This is a genomic window from Kitasatospora sp. MAA19 (assembly GCF_029894125.1).
Lineage (GTDB): Bacteria > Actinomycetota > Actinomycetes > Streptomycetales > Streptomycetaceae > Kitasatospora.
This window is the reverse complement of sequence record NZ_JARXYZ010000016.1, coordinates 151,260-170,124: the sequence shown is the minus strand read 5'-3', so window position 1 is coordinate 170,124 and position 18,865 is coordinate 151,260. Positions and strand designations below refer to the sequence as shown.

Sequence of the window (18,865 nt, the reverse complement as noted above, 5' to 3'; positions counted from 1 at the left end):
CGGACGTTGGACCACACGCGGGTGACGATCGCGGCGCAGGCGATCGGGATCGCGCAGGGGGCGTTGGACTACGCGGCGGGGTATGTGAAGGAGCGTCGTCAGTTCGGGAAGGCGATCGCGGAGTTCCAGGGTGTTCAGTTCATGTTGGCGGACATGGCGATGAAGCTGGAGGCGGCGCGGCAGTTGACGTATGCGGCGGCGGCGAAGTCGCAGCGTGGGGACGGGGATCTGACGTTCTTCGGGGCGGCGGCGAAGTGTTTCGCGTCGGATGCGGCGATGGAGATCACCACGGATGCGGTGCAGTTGCTGGGTGGGTACGGGTACACGCGGGACTACCCGGTGGAGCGGATGATGCGGGACGCGAAGATCACCCAGATCTACGAGGGGACCAACCAGGTCCAGCGCATCGTCATGGCCCGCAACCTGCCGTAACGGCGGCTCCGAGGTGTACCGACGGCCGGACCGGGCACCGGTCCGGCCGTTCGGGGCCGATGCTATGTTCCGAGAATGAGCGAGAAGGAAGAGCAGGACCTGCCCATGAACGACGGGCCCGCCAAGCCGGCGATGCGCGAGGCGCTGGTCGCCGCCGCCTTCGAGCTCTTCCTGGAACGCGGCTTCGAGCAGACCACCATCGACGACATCGTCTCGCTCGCCGGGGTCGGCCGGCGCTCCTTCTTCCGCTACTTCCCGGCCAAGGAGGACGTGGTCTTCCCGGACCACGAGCGCAGCCTCGCCGAGATGACGGAGTTCCTGGAGTCCGGCACCGGCGAGGAGGACCCGGTCAAGCACGCCTGCGACGCGGCCCGGCTCGTCCTGCGGATGTACGCCGAGCAGCCCTCCTTCTCCGTCCAGCGCTACCGCCTCACCCGCAAGGTGCCCGGCCTGCGGGCGTACGAGCTGTCGGTGGTCTGGCGCTACGAGCACACCCTCGCCGCCTACCTGCGCGGCCGGTTCGCCGACCGTCCGGACGGCCCGCTGCGGGCCGACGTGATCGCCGCCGCCGTGGTCTCCGCGCACAACCACGCTCTGCGCACCTGGCTGCGATCGGGCGGGGAGAGCGACTGGGTGGCCGAGGTCGACGCGGCGATGGCCTTCGTCACCGGCACCTGGCGCGACCGCCCGGCCGAGGGCGGAGCGGACGGCGAGGCCGGGGCGGACGACGTGGTGGTGCTGGTCGCCAGCCGCCGGGCGCCGCTGTGGCGGATGGTCCAGGGCATCGAGAGCGCGCTCGGCGACGTCCAGCGGGTCTAGGTGCAATACCAGTGACTTAAGGGTCTCTGCTGGTAGGCTGCCTGTCCAGGAGGTGCCCGTATGCCACGCCCTGGGCAGGTCAAGCCGTCGACGGACGAGCGGCTGTCGGATCGGATCGCGATCGGACTGCTGACGCGGACGTTCCCGCCGGAGCTGGTGGACCGGATCGTGGAGGAGTGTGGCCGGACCGGTCAGCGCCAGCGGCTGCTGCCGCCACGGGTGGTCGTCTATTTCGTGCTGGCGATGTGCCTGTTCTCCGGGCAGGGGTATGAGGAGGTCGCGCGGCTGCTGACCGAGGGGCTGGCCTGGGCGAGGCGCTGGTCCGGGTCGTGGCAGGTTCCGACGACCGCGGCGATCTCCCGAGCCCGGGTCAAGCTCGGGCCCGAGGTCCTCAAGGTGCTGTTCGAACAGACCGCCGGCCCTGTCGCGACTGAGGCAACTCCCGGTGCGTGGTACGGGCGTTGGCGCCTGATGGCCATCGACGGGACGACGTTCGACGTGCCGGACAGCGAGGAGAACGACGCACGGTTCGGCCGTCCCAAGACCCATCGCGGCGAGCGGTCCGCGTTCCCGCAGGTGCGGGTGGTGGCGCTGGCGGAGTGCGGCACCCACGCGATCACCCACGCGACCCTGGGCCCGTTCACCACCGCCGAGTCCGTGCTCGCGCGAGAGCTGTTCGACGCTCTGGGGCCCGACGACCTGCTGATGGCCGACCGGGGCTTCGCCGGCCTGGAGCAGTGGCGGGCCGCGTCGGCCGGCGGAGCGGACCTGCTCTGGCGTATCAAGTCCAACGCGGTCCTGCCCGTGCGGCAGGAGCTTCCCGACGGCTCCTACCTGTCCGACATCGCCGCCGCCGGGGACCGCAAGCGCGCCGACGCGGCCGTCGTGCGGGTCATCGAGTACACCCTGGACGACCCCGGCCGCCCGCAGCACACCGCCCCCTACCGGCTGATCACCACCATCCTCGACCACGAGTCCGCACCCGCAACAGAGTTGGCGGTCCGCTACAACGAGCGCTGGGAGATCGAGACCGCGCTGGACGAGCTGAAGACGCACCAGCGCGGCCCCGCCCAGGTTCTGCGCTCCCGCTCACCCGAAGGCGTCGAGCAGGAGGTCTGGGGCCACATGCTCGTCCACCACGCGATCCGCCAGCTCATGCACACCGCCGCCCAGGACATCGGCGAGGACCCCGACCGGCTCTCCTTCACCCGCACCCTCCGCCTCGCACGACGCCAAGTCGCCGCGCAGGCGGCCTTTTCCCCCTGACCGCCTAGCCGCAGCCCTAACCGACGGGCTGCGCGAGATAGCCCGCCACCGCCTGCCCACCCGCCGCAGACGGTCCAACGCCCGCGTCGTCAAACGCAAGATGTCCAACTTCGGCGTCAAACGGGCCGACCACACACTCTGGCCGCAACCCACCCGAGACCCGGTCGAAGCAGTCACCATCGCGCCGCACCACAAGACCGCCCCGATCAACCCACCCGTCACGGTCAGGCGACCCTGGGACTACTAAGTCACTGGTATTGGGTCTAGGTGTTCTGTTCCGTGAGCCCCGTCACCAACCTCCGTGGTCAGTGCACCTAGGGGTCTGTCCTCGCGCCGGCCGCCTCACCGCCTCACGCTTCACCGCCTCACGCTTCACGCCCTCACCCGTACGGCGCCACCACGGCCGCCCGGCGCCCGGCTGACGGCCGCACGCCGTGCGCTCCCCCCGCCGCCGGGCGAGACTCGGTCGCAGGACGGGGGCCGCGAGCCCCGGGAGCGCGAAGGAGCGGCGATGCCGGGGACGCCCCAGCAGCAGAGTGGTGGCCCCGCCCTGCGTCAGATGCCGCTGCTGATCGTCGCGGCGGTGACGGCCTTCGTCACCGGCGAGCTGGTCCGGGGTCGGCGCAGGCGTGGTCCCGTCCCGGCCGACCGGGGCGCGGCGGCGCCGGCCAGCTGACCGGGCCTCCCGCCAGGCCGGTGACCCGACCGACTGCCGACGCCCGGCTTCGGCCCCTGCCGCCGGCCCGGACGCCAACGCCCCGCGGCGCGAAAGCCCTTTCAGCGGACGGGAGATGAACACCTGGGGATGCGCCGGAACCCGGTCGGCGGGGTGCGCGATAACGGAGGAAGCCCCGGCCGACCGGCCGGCGGGGAACCAGCGAACCGAGGAACCGCACCCATGCCGATCCGTGACTACGGCGTGCTCGCCGGCACCGCCGTCGACCGGCGCCGTGAAGGCGCCACCGACACCCCGCACTACCAGATCCACCTGCGCGATGCGCAGGGCACCGACTTCCGCGCGGCGGTCAACGTCCTCTCCCAGCAGGCCCCCGCCGACCTGCGCTACCTCGCGGTCGAGGACTTCCGGCACCCCGCCACCGCAGCCCTCCCGCCGGCCGGCAGCGGCTGGCACCCGCTCCCGTCACGGCCGGGTACGGCGAGCCTGGACTTCGTCCGCGGGCGCCTGTTCGACCCTGCGGCGATGCGCGTCCTGCCGCCCGACCTCCCGGGCCCGGACAACGACCTCGCCGACCTGCTCGACCGGCACGTCCAGCGGGCGATCGCCGACCCGGTGGCCGCGGTGTACGTGTTCGGGCAGCGCTTCGGGCCCGAACCCGGCGTCCCGGACAAGGTGTTCGGCTTCCTGCCCGGCAACGGCGTGCACGACGTGCACATGAACCAGGGCAACGGCGGGCGGTTCCGGGCGGACGACGGGGTGTACCAGGACGGCGCGCTGCTCATCCACCTGCCGTCGGAGAACCGTTGGGCGGCGGTGTTCCTGGCCTTCCAGTCGCAGTCCTGGCACACCGACGACCGCACCGGGCACGCCCTGCCCGTCGCCGTCCCGCGCCCCACCCGCCCCCGCCAGGCGACCGGCCCGCAGCAGTAGCCGGCGCAACCGGGGGCAGCGGAGTCAGGGGCAGTGGAGCCAGGGCCGGACGGGCCCAAGGTCGGTGGCACCGGTGCCGCCCGGCCCCCGGTCCGCCCGGCCCGCGTCCTCAGCCCGCGCTGCGGGACTGGGCGAGCAGCCAGGCGTAGACCTCGGGGTCGTCGTACGTCCGCGTCCAGGAGTCGTGGCCGACTCCCGGGTAGCGGGTGAACCGCACCGGACCGCCCAACTCCCGCAGCGCCGCGACCAGTCGGTCGGTGTGCTCGACCGGGACGACGTCGTCCTCGTCGCCGTGGAAGGTCCACACCGGGAGGGCGGCGAGGCGCGGCGCGGCCTCCTGCAGCCAGGACCCGCAGACCGGTACGGCCGCGGCGAACCGGCGCGGGTACCGGGCGGCGAGCGCCCACGCCCCGGCGCCGCCCATGCTGAGGCCGGTCACGTACCGCCGGTCCGGGTCGATCCGGTACGTCCGCGACACGTCCTCGACCAGGGCCGCCAGCGTGCTCAACTCCGCCACCCACGAACTGTGGGCCGGGCACTGCGGCGCCACCACCACGAACGGCAGCTTCGCCCCGTCGGCGATCTGCCGCACCGGCCCGTGCGCGGCGAGTGCCGCCAGGTCCTCGCCGCGCTCCATGGCGCCGTGCAGGAACAGCAGCAGCGGCCACGGCCCGGGGCCCCCGTCGTACCCGTCCGGCAGGGACAGGACGTACCCCAGGTCGTTGCCGTCCTCGTCGACGGCGAACCGGTGGTGCTGAACAGGTGCGGACATCGGCTTCCTCCCAGGCATCAGGCGCTCCACGGGGCTGGCGCGCCCGGCACCACCCTTACCCGGCCGACCCGCCGAATGTCGAGGTCCCAGCGTCACGGTCGACGTCGCAATCACGCCAGACCGGGGCCCGGGAGGGCTGGTGGACTCGTCCGGAGACACCCGCTGATCGTCAGACAGGACCGTCGCCGTGCCCCCTTCCCCCCGCTCCGCCCCGCCCGCCCCCGACCCGGTGGTCGCCGCCCCGCCCGCCCCCGCAGCCTCCGCCCGGGTCCCGGCGCGCGGCTGGCTCGCCGTCGTCTCGGTGATGACCGGTATCTTCTCCCTCGTCACCACCGAGATCCTGCCGATCGGCCTATTGACACCGATCGGCGCCTCGTTCCGGATCTCGGACGGCACGGCCGGGCTGATGATGGCCCTGCCCGGGATCGTGGCCGCCGTCGCCGCCCCCGTGGTGACCGTCGCCACCCGGCGGACCGACCGGCGCACCATGCTCTGCGTGCTGATGCTCGCCCTCGTCCTGGCCGACCTCCTCAACGCGCTGGCCCCCGCCTACTGGGCGGTGCTGGTGGCCCGGATCGTGCTCGGCGTGGTCATCGGCGCCTTCTGGTCGATCGGCGCCGGCCTCGCCCCGCGCCTGGTGCCCGAAGCCCGGCAGGCCAGGGCCAACGCCGTGATCTTCTCGGCCGTCCCGCTCGGCTCCGTCCTCGGCGTGCCCGCCGGGGTCTTCCTCGGCCACCTGGCCGGCTGGCGGACCGCCTTCGCGGCCATGGCCGCGCTGACGCTGATCGTCTTCGCCGCGCTCGCCGTGTCCCTGCCCCCGCTGCCGCCGCAGACCAGCACCAGCCTGTCCGTGCTGCGCGGCCTGTTCCGGACGAGGGGCGCACGCACCGGGATCGCGGTGACGTTCCTCGTCGTGACGGCCCACTTCGGCACGTACACCTACGTCACGCCGTTCCTGCAGGACGTCACCCACGCCGGCCCGAACCTCGTCACCGTGCTCCTGTTGGCCTACGGCGTCTCCGGCATCGCGGGGAACTTCCTCGTGGGCACCTGGGCCGCACGAGCCCTGCGCCCCGCGTTCGTCACGGCCTCCTGCCTGCTCGCCGCCTCGACCCTGCTGCTCCCCGTCCTCGGGCGGACCACACCTGGCGCGACCGTACTCCTCCTCCTGTGGGGTCTCGCGTACGGCGCCGTCCCGGTCTGCTCCCAGCTCTGGTTCCGCACCGCGGCACCCCACGCGCCGGAGGCGGCGACCGTCGTCTTCACCTCCTCCTTCCAGGCCACCATCTCCCTGGGCGCGCTGCTCGGCGGCGCCGTGGTCGACACCGCCTCGACCTCCACGGTCATGCTCCTCGGCGGCCTCACCGCACTCGCCACAGCGCTGGTGGTCCGACTCTGCGCCGGCTCGCCGGACTGATCGTCACCCACCGGATCGGCGGTGCCGTCCGGCGTCCGGAGCCTTCTGAGCCATCCGGGACGGGTGCTCCGGCAGCCCGAGGAAGGGCGCAGTGACGGCGGCGGGGCACCCGCTCGCCCCAGGCCGTCACCGCAGCCGCCCTCCGGTAGGCCCGGCCCGCCGCCTCCACACCAGGTAGCCCCCACCTGACGCGGCGCCCGAACCGCCCCCGCAGCCCGGGCGCCGCCCAGGCCACGCCCAACGCAAAATGCGGGCCAGGATATCTCCTGACCCGCATTTATGGTGTCCGAGGGGGGACTTGAACCCCCACGCCCGATAAAGGGCACTAGCACCTCAAGCTAGCGCGTCTGCCATTCCGCCACCCGGACGGGGTGTCGTCTTTGCGGCTTTCGTTCTCTCGTCGGCCGCGCTGACAGATGTAACTGTAGCAAAGATCGGCTTGGGCTCCCAAAACGGTTCCGGGTGGGGGATCGGGGGTGGTGGCGGAGGCAAGGGGGTGTGTGTGGCGGGGGCGTGACCAGGGGGTTTCGGGGGTGTGCGGGGGGTGGATCCGGCCCGGGGGCTGGGGGAGGATGGGCGGACGTGCTCGTACGGCCCGGGTGCAGGTCCTGGGGATGGCGCGCTGGTGCGTCGGTGCGGGCCAGAGACGAGGAGTGACCGTGAGCGAGCGGAGCGAGTCGGCGACGCCGAGGGTGACGGCTGAGTCGGAGGTCGCCGGGATCTGTCGCGATCTGATCCGGATCGACACCAGCAACTACGGGGACGGTTCCGGCCCGGGGGAGCGCAAGGCGGCGGAGTACGTCGCCGAGCAGCTCGCCGAGTTCGGGGTGGAGCCGCAGATCTTCGAGTCGGCGAAGGGACGCGCCTCGACGGTGGTCCGGATCGAGGGCGAGGACCGTTCCCGCCCGGGCCTGCTGATCCACGGCCACACCGACGTGGTGCCGGCCAACGCCGCGGACTGGACGCACGACCCGTTCGGCGGGGAGATCGCGGACGGCTGCGTCTGGGGGCGCGGCGCGGTCGACATGAAGGACATGGACGCGATGACCCTCGCGGTGGTCCGCGACCGGCTGCGCACCGGACGCAAGCCCCCGCGCGACCTGGTGCTGGCGTTCGTCGCGGACGAGGAGGCCGGCGGCACGTACGGGGCGCGGTTCCTGGTGGACAAGCACCCGGAGCTGTTCGAGGGCGTGACCGAGGGCATCGGCGAGGTCGGCGGCTTCTCCTTCACGGTCAACGACCACGTGCGGCTGTACCTGGTGGAGACGGCCGAGAAGGGCATGCACTGGATGCGCCTGACGGTCGAGGGCCGGGCCGGGCACGGCTCGATGGAGAACGACGACAACGCGATCACCGAGCTGTGCGAGGCGGTCGCCCGGCTCGGCCGGCACAAGTTCCCGCTGCGGATCACCAAGACCGTCCGGGCCTTCCTGGACGAGCTGTCGGACGCCCTCGGGGTCGAGCTGGACCCGGAGAACATGGACGAGACGCTGCGCGTGCTCGGCGGCATCGCCAAGATGATCGGCACCACGCTGCGCAACACCGCCCAGCCGACCATGCTCGGTGCCGGGTACAAGGTGAACGTGATCCCCGGCCAGGCCACCGCGCACGTGGACGGGCGCTTCCTGCCCGGTTACGAGGAGGAGTTCCTGGCGGAGCTGGACAGCGTCCTGGGCCCGCGCGTGAAGCGGGAGAGCCTGCACTCGGACCGGGCGATCGAGACCAGCTTCGACGGTGCGCTGGTGGAGGCGATGCAGACGGCGCTGCGGGCGGAGGACCCGATCGCCCGCGCGGTGCCGTACTGCCTGTCGGGCGGGACGGACGCGAAGTCGTTCCAGGACCTCGGGATCCGCTGCTTCGGCTTCGCGCCGCTGCAGCTGCCGCCGGAGCTGGACTTCGCCGGGATGTTCCACGGCGTGGACGAGCGGGTGCCGGTGGACGGGCTGAAGTTCGGCGTCCGGGTGCTGGACCGGTTCCTCGACGCCTGCTGAGCACCTGCCGGGCACCTGCGCGGCAGCTGGTGCGGACGGCCCGTTCCCGGGGTGCCGAGGACGGGCCGTCCGCATTGTCCGAGCTAATGATTTGGGACGAGGCGGGGGAGATCATCAGAAACGATTCTGCAAGGGAATGCGTGTCGAGTATGTGTGCGAGACCTCACCGTTGCGGGTGAATGGCAAATCTGTTCCGTACCCCGTTTGCCGCACCGTCGTTCATTCCTGTGTAGCCCGCCGAACGGGTTGCGTTGTCCATACAGGAGGAATGATGAAGGTCAAGAAGATCGCCGCTGTCGCCGCCGCCACCGGTGGCCTGGTGATCGCCGCCGCCGGTGTCGCGTCCGCTCACGGCGGTGCCGCCGCCGAGGGTGTGGCCGCCGGCTCCCCGGGTGTCGTCGCGGGCAACCAGGTCCAGGTCCCGGTGCACATCCCGATCAACCTGTGCGGCAACACCGTCAGCGTGATCGGCGTGCTGAACCCGGCGTTCGGCAACCACTGCGCCAACTTCTGAGCCACGCTCCGAGCCCCTGAGGCTCGTTGAGCCGACTCACTCGGCCCCCTGTGCGGCGGACGCGCCGCACAGGGGGCCGTTCGCATGTCCGGGGATTGGACGCTGAGGAGTCGCGGAGTCGCGGAGTCGCGGAGTCGCGGAGTCGAGGAGCTGAGGAGTCGCGGGCCGGGCGGGGGCCTCGCTCGATCGGGTGAAGCGGGCTCGTTCGGCTCAACCTCCCCGTCGCCCTCTCGTTAATCCCTGTGCAGTCGAAGACCTTGCCGGATATCTGGATATGCGGAAATTCCGACTTTCGGAGGGTAGTCGCGTCAAGGTCGTCACGTCGTTCTCGATACGTCAGGGGAAAAGATGAGGAATGTAGCCAAGAAGGGGATCCTCACGGTCGTGGCCACCGGCAGTGTCCTGGCCTCGACCGCCGGCTACGCCTACGCGGGCTCCGAGGCGCAGGGAAGTGCGGCCGGTTCGGCGGGTGTCGCCTCCGGGAACTCGGTGCAGGTGCCGGTCGAGGTACCGGTCAACGCCTGCGGCAACACCGTCGACGTGATCGGCGTGCTGAACCCGTCCTACGGCAACCGCTGCGCCAACGTCAGCGGCCACCACGAGGCCGCGAAGCCGGGCGGCTCCCACACGGGCGCCGGTTCCAGTTCCAGCACCGGCGCGGGTACGTCCGCCTCGGGCGCGTCCGCCTCCGGTGTCGCCGCCAACTCGCCCGGTGTGGTCTCCGGCAACAGCGTCCAGGCCCCGGTGCACGTCCCGGTCAACGCCTGCGGCAACTCCGTGGACGTGGTCGGCGTCGGGAACCCCGCCTTCGGCAACGACTGCGGCAACGTCGCCCACTCCGTCCCGGCCTCGAAGCCGACCGACGACTGCCCCGAGGACCACAGCCCGTCCGCCCCGCCGCAGACCGGCGGCGCGGAAACCCCGGGCAACCCGCGAACCGGCACCCCCGGGGGCGGCTCGACCCCCGCCGCCGCGCCGGTCGCGAGCGGTCAGGCCGTCCCGGTCGCGGCCCGCACCGCAGCCGCCTCGCCGAGCACCGCCGTCGGCAGCCAGCTGGCCTCCACCGGCGCCGGTGACGTCGAACTACTCGGCGCCGCCGGCCTCGCCCTGCTGCTCGGCGGCGGCGTGCTCTACCGCCGCGCCCGCGCCGGCGCGCGTTGAGCCGCCGGTAGGTCGCACCCCGCAGCGCCGCCGGAGCGCGCGACGCGCCCGCGGCCGCCCGTCCATCGGGCGGCCGCAGGCGCGTGAAAGCCCGGAGTGGAGTCTCGGGGTGATGGCCGGGCATGAGGCCTGGCGTGAAGTCCCCGCCGGGGCAGTCACGTTCCCGGTCGGGCTCACCCCGCCCGGCCGCTCCCCACCCGAGGCGGATCTGCCCGTACGTCCCCCGCCCGTACGCCCCCGCCGTGACGGGCGGACTCAGGCGCGCCCGCCCGTCACCAGCTCCGGACCTGTCGGATGATCCGCCGTCGCAGCCGGACCGTCCGGCTCCCGTCGGGAAACAGCCGCAACCGGTCGAGCTCCCAGTGTCCGTACTCGGCGTGCTCGGTGAGCAGTTGGCGTGCCGCGTTGCGCGTGGTGCCGCGCGGCATCCGCAGCGACTGGTACTCGTACTCCGGTTGCCGGACCGGCTTCGGTGGGGTCAAAACGCTCCTCCTGAGGATCACCTGCACGCAAGCCTACGACCTGCCTCGGACAGCCGGACCGGGTATTTCCGGTCGTCCTCCCTGCCGTCGTTCCCGCCGTCCTCCCGACCCGACGGGACCAGCCCGGACCGGCCCGGCTGACAGTGCATCAGTTCCGTTGTTCCTGTGGACGGGATACCCCGATCCCGGCGCGCGAAGCGGCACCCGATTGGCCTCGTCGGGCCCGGCCGCACGCCCTCTGCGCCGGGCATGCGCGGGGACAGAACCACGCGGATCGGACATCAGGGGGGAAGTTGCGGTGAAATCGCGGGTGTAGGTGACAACCGCTGTGCGTACCGACACCGCGGGGAGATAGCGTCTGCACCATGTCTGATGCCGCGCAGCCCACCATTGCCGAGGTACGCGCCGCCGCCGAGGCGGTCAAGGCCGCCATCGACCGTCATCTGGAAGCGGTGTCAAGCCCCAGCGCAGCGGATGATCCCGCTGTGTCCGCCGCCTACGAGCAGCTCGCGACGGCGGCCATCGCCTACGACCAACTCCTCTACGAGGTCTACGACGAGGTCACCCCCTTCGAGATCCCCGGGGACGAGGGCCCGGGCGGCTACCACGGCCCCGAACAGCCCGAGGCGATCAGCGTGCTGATCCGCCGGGACTACCACGTCGCCGACCCCAAGCGGCTGCGCGCCCAGGCCGAGCGGCTCGACGAGTCGCTGACCCCCGGCGGGGGCGGCACCAGCGGGGTGAACGCCGCGATCGGTGTGCTGTTCGGCGAGTACGAGCCGGACGAGATCGCCGCCCGCAGCGAGGAGTTCGGCCTGGAGGAGGCGGACTCGACGCTCTGGGTCGCGGCGGCGGAGCCGACCGAGCCGGGGGAGTGGCTGCCGGAGCCCTTCGAGCACGCCGACCCGCAGATGCTGATCTGCCGGTTCGACGTGAGCGAGGTCTACGACGACGAGGACCCCGACGACTGACCGGCTCGGACCGCAGCGGGCAGACCCCACCGGGTGTGGGGCCCGCCCGCTGTGTTTTCGGTCCGGCGGGTTCGGACCGGAGTGTCAACCGGTGTGCGCGGATCAGTACGCCGACGCGGCGTTCTCGGCGAGGATCGCCCGCAGCCGGGTGGTGCGCGGCTGTGCCGGGCGCTCGGCGACGGCCTGGGCGAGCGCCGGGCCCGCCGCGTGCACCACGGACAGGTGCCGCTCGCCGCGGCCGAAGGCGGTGTAGACCCACTGCCGGGTGAGCACCGGGCCGGCGTCCTCCGGGAGCACGACCACCGCGCCCGGCCAACGGCGGCCGAGCGCCTGGTGGACGGTCAGCGCCCAGCCGTGCCGCAGCCGGGCGGCCTCGGCGGGCGGGACGGTCCGGCGCGAGCCGTCCGCGTACTCCAGGTGCAGGCCGGTGGCGTCGCCGTCCAGTACCCGGGCCGGGCGGGTGATGCCGGGGGCGGGGGATTCGACCACCCGGTCGCCCGGGTCGAAGCCGCCGAACCGGCCGGGCCCCGGGTTGAGCCGGGCCTTCGCGGCGGCGTTCAGGCCCCGGGTGCCGGCCGGGCCGCCGTGGCCCGGGGTGAGCAGCACCACCTGCTCGGCGGGGATGCCGAGGGCGCGCGGGATGGAGTCGGTGAGCAGCTGGATGGCGCGGTGGACGGCCTCGCCGCCGTCCTTGGCGGTCAGGATGACCACCTCCTTGTCCGGCGCCTCGACCGGCTGGAGTTCGCCGATGCCGATGCCGGAGACCAGCTCGCCGATCGGGCCGAAGTCCGGGGTGCGGGAGGCGACCGCGGGGCAGACCTTGGCGGCCAGCAGGTCGGCGAAGAACCGTCCGGGGCCGGCCGACCAGAGCTGGCCCGGGTCACCGCTGAGCACCAGGCGGGTGCCGTCGGCGAGCGACTCCAGGACGGTGGCGGCCAGTTCGACGTCCAGCAGCGGGGCGTCGAGGACGACCAGGACGTCCAGGGCGAGCGTGCCGTCGGAGGAGCGGCCCGGCCCGGCGGCGCCGGAGAGCAGGTCGGCGAGGGTGACCACGGCGGCCGGGGCGTCGGTGAGCGCGGCGAAGGACTCCCGGCCCTGGTCGGTCCAGGTGGCGGCCCAGGCCCGCAGCCCGAGGCCGCGGGTTGCGGCCAGCAGTGCGGCGGGTTCGGCCCGGGCGGCCTCGCCGCCGGTGTGCAGCACCAGGGCGCTGTCGGCGACGGCCTGGATCAGGGCGGTGGCGGAGGAGGACGGCGCGGCTTCACCGGCGGCCGCCCACGCGGTCGGGCCGGGCATGGCGGGGGCCCGCGGAGCGGCCTCGCCCGAGTCGGCGTGCTCGCCCGAGCCGGAGCGCGCCGCTGAGTCGGCGTCCTCACTCAAGTCGGCGGCCTCGCCCGAGTCGGAGCCCTCGCCGGCGTCAGCCTCCTCGCTCGGCTCCGGGCCCTCGTCCGGTACCGAGTCCTCGTCCGGCTCCGAGTCCTCGCCCGGCACGAAGGTCGACATCAGCCGGACCAGCCCGTCCGCGAGGCTCTCCTCGGCCAGCGCGAGCCGCTCCAGGGCGAGCAGCGTCCGGGTCGGCGGCTCCTCGTCCTCGTCCCCGCCCGCCGTGTGCGCCTCCGGTCCGGTCAGCTCCTCCTGGAAGGGCATCGCGCGCCCGTCCAGGACGGCGGCCTGGATCGCCGCGGCCGAGTCCGGCAGCCCGTGGCGGTCGAGTCCGGCCGCGATCTCGGCGACCTCCACGGCGGAGTGGCCGCGCAGCGCCGCTTGCTCCAGCAGCCACGGCACCAGCGCCTGGGCGCGGCGCGGGTCGCCGGGGCCGGCGGCGGGGCCGAGCAGGCCGCGCGCGAAGCCGTCCGCGTGGTCGGGCCGGACGCCGGGCAGGGACAGCACCGCCCACGGGTCGGAGCGCAGCTGTTCGGCGGCGCCGTCGCCGAACTCGGCCACTGCGGCGGCCGCGAGCTCCATCGGGGCGCCCCCGGCGGTCAGCACCTCGGCGGTGTCCTTGAGCGCCTGGGCGCGCTGCCGGTCGAGCTCCCCGGGGCCCGGAGCCGGGCCCGGAGTCGGCGTGGTGGCCGGCGCGGTGGCCGGGGCCTCGGCGCCCTTGGCGTCCTCGGCGACGGCCGGTCGGTCCCCGCCCTCCGGCGGTGCGGCCTGCGGGCCGACGCTGCGGATCCGCTGCGCCAACTCGGCGATCGCCGCCGCCTTGTCCACCGGGCGGGCCGAGCCGGCCGAGCTGGCCGAGCCCCCGGTGGTCTCCTCCGGAGCGCCGTTCTCCGTGTCACTCATCGTCCGCTCCAAAGGTCACTCCACTGCCTGTTCATCAGGACGAGGGGCTACAGCTCGCTCCACCCCTGGTCCGGGTAGCGGTGCACGGGCGACGAGATGTCGTCCAGCGCACCACGGATCTCACCCGGAAGCGTAAGCGCCTCCACCGACAGCGCCGCCTGCAGCTGGGCCACCGTACGGGCCCCGACCAGCGCGCTCGCCACCCCGGGCCGGTCCCGGACCCAGGCGAGGGCGACCGCGAGCGGGCTGCTGGCGAGCCCGTCGGCGGCCGTGGCGACGGCGTCGACGATCCGCCGCGAGCGCTCCCCGAGGTACGGCTGGACGAACCCGGACAGGTACGGCGAGGCGCCGCGCGAGTCCTGCGGGACGCCGTGCCGGTACTTGCCGGTGAGCACCCCGCGCCCGAGCGGCGAGGAGGCGACCAGCCCGACCCCGGCGTCCTGGGCGGCGGGCAGCGCCTCGCGTTCGATGCCGCGCTGGAGCAGCGAGTACTCCAGCTGGGCCCCGGCCAGCGGCGTGCGCCCGTGGTGGGAGCGCTGCCAGGTGGCGGCCTTGGCGAGCTGCCAGCCGCTGAAGTCGCAGACCCCGACGTACCGGGCGCGTCCGGAGGAGACGGCGATGTCGAGGGCGCTGAGCGTCTCCTCGACGGGCGTCATGGGGTCGAAGGAGTGCACCTGCCACAGGTCGACGTAGTCGGTGCCGAGTCGGCGCAGCGAGGCGTCGAGCGCGGAGAGGAGGTGTCCGCGCGAGCCGTCGAAGCGGCGGGTGGACTCCGGCACGCTGCCGGCCTTGGTGGCGATGACGAGTTCGGAGCGGGGGATCAGGCTGTCGGTGAGCCGGGAGATCAGGTATTCGGCGCCGCCGTCGGCGTACACGTCGGCCGTGTCGAGCAGGTTGCCGCCGGCGTCGACGAAGTCCTTGAGCTGCTCGGCGGCCTCGTGTTCGTCGGTGTCGCGGCCCCAGGTCATGGTGCCGAGCCCGAGCCGGGAGACCTGCAGACCGGTACGGCCGAGGTGTCGCTTTTCCATCGGACGGGCCCTCCTCTGGCCGGTGGCACCGGGAGCGCCGGTGGCCCTGAAAACGCGCAGGTGGGAAGAGCGCTCCCCACGTCGGCTGAGCGTAGCGGCCGGTGCCCGGGCAGAGGTGGCGACCCGCAGAACGATCACCGGCCACCGGGGGCCGGCGGGTGTGACCCGGACCACCACTACCGGTCAGTAGCATGACCGGTGAGTGCGCGGCTACCCTCGCCACCAACCCTCACCGACTGGAAGGTTCGGCACATGCGACTCGGAATCAACCTCGGCTACTGGGGACTCGGCATGGACGCCGACAACATCGCCGTGGCCCAGGAGGCGGACCGGCTCGGCTATGCGGTGTGCTGGGCGGCCGAGGCGTACGGCTCGGACGCGGCGACCGTCCTGAGCTTCGTCGCCGCCAAGACCGAGCGGATCGACGTCGGCTCGGCCATCTTCCAGATCCCCGCCCGCACGCCGGCGATGACCGCGATGACCGCGGCGACCCTGGACACCCTGTCCGGCGGCCGGTTCCGGCTCGGCCTCGGCGTTTCCGGACCGCAGGTCTCCGAGGGCTGGTACGGCGTGAAGTTCGACAAGCCGCTCGCCCGCACCCGCGAGTACGTGGAGATCATCCGCAAGGCGATGTCCCGCGAGCGGCTGGTCCACGAGGGCGCGCACTGGACGCTGCCGCTGCCCGGGGGCCCCGGCAAGCCGATCAAGCTCACCGTGCACCCGGTGCGCGAGCACATCCCGCTGTACATCGCCGCGATCGGCCCGAAGAACCTGGAGCAGACCGGCGAGATCGCCGACGGCTGGCTCGGCATCTTCTTCTCGCCCGAGCACGCCGCGCTCTCCCTCGACCCGCTGAAGGCCGGCCGCGCCAAGACCGGGCAGGGCCTGGACGGCTTCGACCTCTGCCCGACCGTCACCATCGCGGTCGGCGAGGACATCAAGGCCGGCGTCGACTCCCAGCGCTCCTACGCCGCGCTGTACATCGGCGGCATGGGCAGCAAGGAGAAGAACTTCTACAACCAGCTCACCCGGCGGATGGGCTACGAGCAGGCCGCCGACGAGATCCAGGAGAAGTACCTGGCCAAGGACTACGCGGGCGCCGCGGCCGCCGTCCCGCACGAGCTGATCGACGCCACCTCGCTGATCGGCGACACCGCCCGGATCGCGGACCGGATGCAGGCCTACGCCGACGCCGGCGTCACCACGCTCACCCTGGCCCCGTCCGGCTTCACCCTGGACGAGCGGATCCAGGCGCTGCGCACGGGCGTCGAGGCGCTGGAGCGCGCCGGCCTGGCGTAGCGGCGCCCGGCGTCACCGGCGAGCAGGTGGCCGGTGAACCGGCGCCCGGCGAAGCGGTACCCGGGTCTTCGAGCGGCACTACAGCCAGTCGTGCCGCTTGAACACCCGGTGCAGCACCAGGCAGACCGCCACCATCAGTGACAGCACCGCCGGGTACCCCCAGGGCTGGCGCAGTTCGGGCATGTCGACGAAGTTCATCCCGTACACGCCCGCGATCATCGTCGGCACGGCGGCCAGCGCCGCCCAGGCCGAGATCTTCCGCATGTCGTTGTTCTGCTGCACGCTGACCTGCGCCAGGTTGGCGTTGAGGATGTCGGACAGCAGCCGGTCCATGCCGTCCACCTGGTCGGTCACCCGGGCCAGGTGGTCGGCGACGTCCCGCAGGTAGGGCAGGGTCTCCGGGCGGACGTACGGTTCGCCGCCCCGGGCCAGGCGCAGCGCAGGCTCCAGCAGCGGGCCGGTGGCGCGGCGGACGGTCATCACCTGGCGTTTGTAGCCGTAGATCCGGCCGGCGGTGTCGCGACCGACCCGGCCGGGGGCGAAGACGTCCGCCTCCAGTTCGTCCAGGTCGGCCTGCAGCCCGGTGGCCACGTCCACGTAGCCGTCGACGACGGTGTCGAGGACCGAGTGCAGCACCGAGCTCGGCCCGTACCGCAGCAGTTCGGGCTGCTTCTCCAGTCGGGCCCGCAGGCCGGAGAGCGGGGTGTCGGCGCCGTGCCGGACGGTCATCACGAAGTCCGCGCCGAGGAACACCATCACCTCGCCGATGGTCACCGCGTGGGCGCCGGGGTGGTAGCCGAGCGTCTTGAGGGCGACGAACAGGGAGCCCTGGTAGGGCTCGACCTTGGGGCGCTGGTGGGCGCTGACGGCGTCCTCGACGGCGAGCGGGTGCAGGGCGAACTCCCGTCCGACGTGGTGGAGTTCCTCGGCGGTGGGCTCGAACAGGCCTATCCAGACGAAGCCGCCGGGCCCGGCCGCGCGGGCGGCGGCGAGCGCGCCGGCGAGGTCGTCGGGGGCCTCGATCCGGTGGCCGTCGTGGTAGCTGGCACAGTGGACGATCATGCGGGCCATTGTGGCCCGGGACGGGGCGTCCGGTGTGAAGCCGGGCCAGCACGGCTGCGGGACCGGCACCCCCGCCCGCGCCCCACGGTCGGGCCCCGCGCCCGCGCCCGCACCCCCGCCCCACGGCTGCGCCCGGAGGCCGTAGGCTAAGCCCCATGCCCACCCTGCTGCTCGTCCGCCACGGCCGCTCGACCGCGAACACCGCCGGAATCCTGGCCGGTTGGACGCCCGGCGTGGACCTCGACGACACCGGGCGCGCGCAGGCCGCCGCGCTGGCCGGCCGGCTCGCCGGGATCCCGCTGGCGGGGGTCGTCAGCAGTCCGCTGGAGCGCTGCCGGCAGACCCTGGAGCCGCTGCTGGCGGCCCGGCCCGAGCTGGGACCGCCGGCCGAGGACGAACGGCTGGGCGAGTGCCACTACGGCGAGTGGACCGGCCGGCCGCTGGCCGAGCTGGCGAAGGAACCGCTCTGGCGCACCGTGCAGGACCACGCGGCCGCCGCGGCCTTCCCGGGTGGGGAGTCGCTGCGCGAGCTGAGCCACCGCACGGTGAGCGCGGTCCGGGAGTGGAACGAGAAGATCGCCGCCGAGCACGGCGAGGACGCGGTCTGGGTGGCCTGCTCGCACGGGGACGTGATCAAGGCGGTGGTGGCCGACGCGCTCGGCCTGCACCTGGACCACTTCCAGCGGATCAGCGTCGAGCCCTGCTCGGTCACCGCGATCCGCTACACCCCGCAGCGGCCCTTCGTGCTGAGGATGGGCGACACCGGCGACCTCGCCTCGCTCGCGCCGCGCACCGGCGCCGCCCCGGCCACCCCGGCCGGCGACGCGGTGGTCGGCGGCACCACCTGAGGCGAACCGCCCGCCGCGGCGGCCCGCCGCCCGAGGCGACCGCCCGCCGACACGACCCGCCGCCCCGAGCCGATCGTCAGGCCCCGCACCACCCGGCGGCACCGCCTGAGCTGGCCGGTGCCAGTCCGGCTCGGCTCCCCGACGGGGGCCCGGAGGTCGTAGGGTGACTAACGAGCCCCGCCGCGTGGCGAGCCCGTGCGCGGGCCGCCGAACGGCAGCCCGAGCCATGACCTCCCAGCGATCCCTGTGATCCCCACGAACGACACGATCCGGAGCGAGAGCGTGCCCCGTCAGGTCTTCTTCTACGACCAGCCCGAACGGTTCGTGGCCGGCACTGTCGGCCAGCCCGGCGCCCGGGCGTTCTACCTGCAGGCCAGCGCCCGGGGCCGGATCACCAGCGTCCTGTTGGAGAAGACCCAGGTGGCGGCGCTCGCCGAGCGGATCGAGGAGGTCCTCGACGAGGCGCTGCGGCGCAGCGGCGGCGACGTCTCCATCCCGGCCGCCGCCCCGCAGGACCTGCTCGACACCGCTCCGCTGGACCTGCCGCTGGAGCAGGAGTTCCGGGTCGGCACCATGGCCCTGGCCTGGGACGGCGTGGACGGCTGCCTGGTGGTCGAGGCGCAGGCGCTGATCGAGGGCGAGGACGACGACGAGGACAGCACCGCGGCGGTCTTCGAGGACGACGACAGCGGCCCGGACATGCTGCGGGTGCGGCTGTCCGGCGCGATGGCCCGGGTGTTCGCCAAGCGGGCCCTGGACCTGGTCGCGGCCGGTCGCAAGCCCTGCCCGTTCTGCAACCTGCCGCTCGACCCGGAGGGCCACCTGTGCCCGCGCGCGAACGGCTACCGGCGCTGAACACCGAGACGCCGCCCCAGGCGGACCCGGCGGCCGCCGCCGCCCTCGCCGCCGAC

General features: G+C 73.4%; 18 protein-coding genes and 1 tRNA gene. 13 read left to right on the top strand and 6 right to left on the bottom strand.

The window, feature by feature from the left end; translation table 11 throughout:
* The 5 genes from P3T27_RS24270 to P3T27_RS24250 form a co-directional block, all read left to right on the top strand.
* The coding region (locus P3T27_RS24270) for an acyl-CoA dehydrogenase family protein (RefSeq protein ID WP_280681868.1) at nucleotides 1-432 on the top strand (432 nt) is incomplete at its 5' end.
* Nucleotides 433-564: 132 nt separating this feature from the next.
* Nucleotides 565-1,251 (top strand): TetR family transcriptional regulator, encoded by a 687-nt coding sequence (locus tag P3T27_RS24265; protein ID WP_280681893.1) that lies wholly within the window; start codon nucleotides 565-567, stop codon nucleotides 1,249-1,251.
* Between the two features lie 60 nt (nucleotides 1,252-1,311).
* A complete protein-coding gene (locus tag P3T27_RS24260) occupies nucleotides 1,312-2,517 on the top strand; it encodes an IS4 family transposase (protein ID WP_280681867.1) in 1,206 nt (401 codons plus the stop codon).
* Between the two features lie 511 nt (nucleotides 2,518-3,028).
* On the top strand, nucleotides 3,029-3,193 hold the full coding sequence (locus P3T27_RS24255; protein WP_280681866.1) for a hypothetical protein: 165 nt from the start codon (nucleotides 3,029-3,031) through the stop codon (nucleotides 3,191-3,193).
* A gap of 222 nt (nucleotides 3,194-3,415) precedes the next feature.
* Nucleotides 3,416-4,126, top strand: a complete 711-nt coding sequence (locus tag P3T27_RS24250; RefSeq protein WP_280681863.1) for a YukJ family protein — start codon at nucleotides 3,416-3,418, stop codon at nucleotides 4,124-4,126.
* 109 nt (nucleotides 4,127-4,235) lie between these two features.
* On the opposite strand, the gene P3T27_RS24245 is transcribed toward P3T27_RS24250, so the two are convergent.
* Complete coding sequence (locus P3T27_RS24245) at nucleotides 4,236-4,898, bottom strand: PHB depolymerase family esterase (protein ID WP_280681861.1); 663 nt, start codon at nucleotides 4,896-4,898, stop codon at nucleotides 4,236-4,238.
* A gap of 304 nt (nucleotides 4,899-5,202) precedes the next feature.
* Between P3T27_RS24245 and P3T27_RS24240 the strand changes: the two genes are divergently transcribed.
* Nucleotides 5,203-6,315, top strand: coding sequence for an MFS transporter (locus P3T27_RS24240; protein WP_280681890.1), 1,113 nt, complete (start codon nucleotides 5,203-5,205; stop codon nucleotides 6,313-6,315).
* Between the two features lie 280 nt (nucleotides 6,316-6,595).
* Here P3T27_RS24240 and P3T27_RS24235 read toward each other — a convergent pair.
* Nucleotides 6,596-6,683: transfer RNA gene (locus tag P3T27_RS24235), tRNA-Leu, on the bottom strand.
* Between the two features lie 291 nt (nucleotides 6,684-6,974).
* Between P3T27_RS24235 and P3T27_RS24230 the strand changes: the two genes are divergently transcribed.
* The 3 genes from P3T27_RS24230 to P3T27_RS24220 all read left to right on the top strand — a co-directional run bounded on the left by P3T27_RS24230 (nucleotide 6,975) and on the right by P3T27_RS24220 (nucleotide 9,981).
* The gene (locus P3T27_RS24230; RefSeq protein WP_280681859.1) at nucleotides 6,975-8,306 is read left to right on the top strand and encodes a M20/M25/M40 family metallo-hydrolase; all 1,332 of its coding nucleotides are present in this window, start codon (nucleotides 6,975-6,977) and stop codon (nucleotides 8,304-8,306) included.
* A 268-nt stretch (nucleotides 8,307-8,574) separates the two neighbouring features.
* Nucleotides 8,575-8,820, top strand: coding sequence for a chaplin (locus tag P3T27_RS24225; protein ID WP_280681857.1), 246 nt, complete (start codon nucleotides 8,575-8,577; stop codon nucleotides 8,818-8,820).
* Between the two features lie 348 nt (nucleotides 8,821-9,168).
* The gene (locus P3T27_RS24220; RefSeq protein WP_280681855.1) at nucleotides 9,169-9,981 is read left to right on the top strand and encodes a chaplin; all 813 of its coding nucleotides are present in this window, start codon (nucleotides 9,169-9,171) and stop codon (nucleotides 9,979-9,981) included.
* Nucleotides 9,982-10,253: 272 nt separating this feature from the next.
* Here the strand turns inward: P3T27_RS24220 and P3T27_RS24215 are convergent, their stop codons facing one another.
* Nucleotides 10,254-10,463 (bottom strand): DUF5703 family protein, encoded by a 210-nt coding sequence (locus tag P3T27_RS24215; protein WP_280681853.1) that lies wholly within the window; start codon nucleotides 10,461-10,463, stop codon nucleotides 10,254-10,256.
* A gap of 365 nt (nucleotides 10,464-10,828) precedes the next feature.
* Here P3T27_RS24215 and P3T27_RS24210 point away from each other — a divergent pair, with 365 nt between their 5' ends.
* Entirely contained in the window at nucleotides 10,829-11,434 is a 606-nt protein-coding gene (locus P3T27_RS24210; protein ID WP_280681851.1) for a hypothetical protein, read from the top strand.
* Nucleotides 11,435-11,536: 102 nt separating this feature from the next.
* Here P3T27_RS24210 and P3T27_RS24205 read toward each other — a convergent pair whose 3' ends face one another.
* Together P3T27_RS24205 and P3T27_RS24200 are read right to left on the bottom strand one after the other, a co-directional pair.
* On the bottom strand, nucleotides 11,537-13,717 hold the full coding sequence (locus P3T27_RS24205; RefSeq protein ID WP_280681849.1) for a helix-hairpin-helix domain-containing protein: 2,181 nt from the start codon (nucleotides 13,715-13,717) through the stop codon (nucleotides 11,537-11,539).
* 47 nt (nucleotides 13,718-13,764) lie between these two features.
* The gene (locus P3T27_RS24200; protein WP_280681847.1) at nucleotides 13,765-14,745 is read right to left on the bottom strand and encodes an aldo/keto reductase; all 981 of its coding nucleotides are present in this window, start codon (nucleotides 14,743-14,745) and stop codon (nucleotides 13,765-13,767) included.
* Nucleotides 14,746-14,997: 252 nt separating this feature from the next.
* Here P3T27_RS24200 and P3T27_RS24195 point away from each other — a divergent pair, with 252 nt between their 5' ends.
* Nucleotides 14,998-16,044: an LLM class F420-dependent oxidoreductase gene (locus tag P3T27_RS24195; RefSeq protein ID WP_280681844.1), complete on the top strand. Its 1,047-nt coding sequence runs from the start codon at nucleotides 14,998-15,000 to the stop codon at nucleotides 16,042-16,044.
* 78 nt (nucleotides 16,045-16,122) lie between these two features.
* Here P3T27_RS24195 and P3T27_RS24190 read toward each other — a convergent pair whose 3' ends face one another.
* Entirely contained in the window at nucleotides 16,123-17,106 is a 984-nt protein-coding gene (locus tag P3T27_RS24190) for a magnesium and cobalt transport protein CorA (RefSeq protein WP_280681842.1), read from the bottom strand.
* A 155-nt stretch (nucleotides 17,107-17,261) separates the two neighbouring features.
* Here P3T27_RS24190 and P3T27_RS24185 point away from each other — a divergent pair, with 155 nt between their 5' ends.
* Together P3T27_RS24185 and P3T27_RS24180 are read left to right on the top strand one after the other, a co-directional pair.
* A complete protein-coding gene (locus tag P3T27_RS24185; protein WP_280681840.1) occupies nucleotides 17,262-17,954 on the top strand; it encodes a histidine phosphatase family protein in 693 nt (230 codons plus the stop codon).
* 282 nt (nucleotides 17,955-18,236) lie between these two features.
* On the top strand, nucleotides 18,237-18,809 hold the full coding sequence (locus P3T27_RS24180; RefSeq protein WP_280681837.1) for a DUF3090 domain-containing protein: 573 nt from the start codon (nucleotides 18,237-18,239) through the stop codon (nucleotides 18,807-18,809).
* Nucleotides 18,810-18,865 lie beyond the last annotated feature (56 nt).

Bases quoted from the DNA above. Each gene is read 5' to 3' on its own strand.
- P3T27_RS24265 (WP_280681893.1), top strand. From the start codon at position 565: ATGCGCGAGGCGCTGGTCGCCGCCGCCTTCGAGCTCTTCCTGGAACGC.
- P3T27_RS24260 (WP_280681867.1), top strand. From the start codon at position 1,312: ATGCCACGCCCTGGGCAGGTCAAGCCGTCGACGGACGAGCGGCTGTCG.
- P3T27_RS24255 (WP_280681866.1), top strand. From the start codon at position 3,029: ATGCCGGGGACGCCCCAGCAGCAGAGTGGTGGCCCCGCCCTGCGTCAG.
- P3T27_RS24250 (WP_280681863.1), top strand. From the start codon at position 3,416: ATGCCGATCCGTGACTACGGCGTGCTCGCCGGCACCGCCGTCGACCGG.
- P3T27_RS24245 (WP_280681861.1), bottom strand. From the start codon at position 4,898: ATGTCCGCACCTGTTCAGCACCACCGGTTCGCCGTCGACGAGGACGGC.
- P3T27_RS24240 (WP_280681890.1), top strand. From the start codon at position 5,203: ATGACCGGTATCTTCTCCCTCGTCACCACCGAGATCCTGCCGATCGGC.
- P3T27_RS24225 (WP_280681857.1), top strand. From the start codon at position 8,575: ATGATGAAGGTCAAGAAGATCGCCGCTGTCGCCGCCGCCACCGGTGGC.
- P3T27_RS24220 (WP_280681855.1), top strand. From the start codon at position 9,169: ATGAGGAATGTAGCCAAGAAGGGGATCCTCACGGTCGTGGCCACCGGC.
- P3T27_RS24210 (WP_280681851.1), top strand. From the start codon at position 10,829: ATGTCTGATGCCGCGCAGCCCACCATTGCCGAGGTACGCGCCGCCGCC.
- P3T27_RS24205 (WP_280681849.1), bottom strand. From the start codon at position 13,717: ATGAGTGACACGGAGAACGGCGCTCCGGAGGAGACCACCGGGGGCTCG.
- P3T27_RS24200 (WP_280681847.1), bottom strand. From the start codon at position 14,745: ATGGAAAAGCGACACCTCGGCCGTACCGGTCTGCAGGTCTCCCGGCTC.
- P3T27_RS24195 (WP_280681844.1), top strand. From the start codon at position 14,998: ATGCGACTCGGAATCAACCTCGGCTACTGGGGACTCGGCATGGACGCC.
- P3T27_RS24190 (WP_280681842.1), bottom strand. From the start codon at position 17,106: ATGATCGTCCACTGTGCCAGCTACCACGACGGCCACCGGATCGAGGCC.
- P3T27_RS24185 (WP_280681840.1), top strand. From the start codon at position 17,262: ATGCCCACCCTGCTGCTCGTCCGCCACGGCCGCTCGACCGCGAACACC.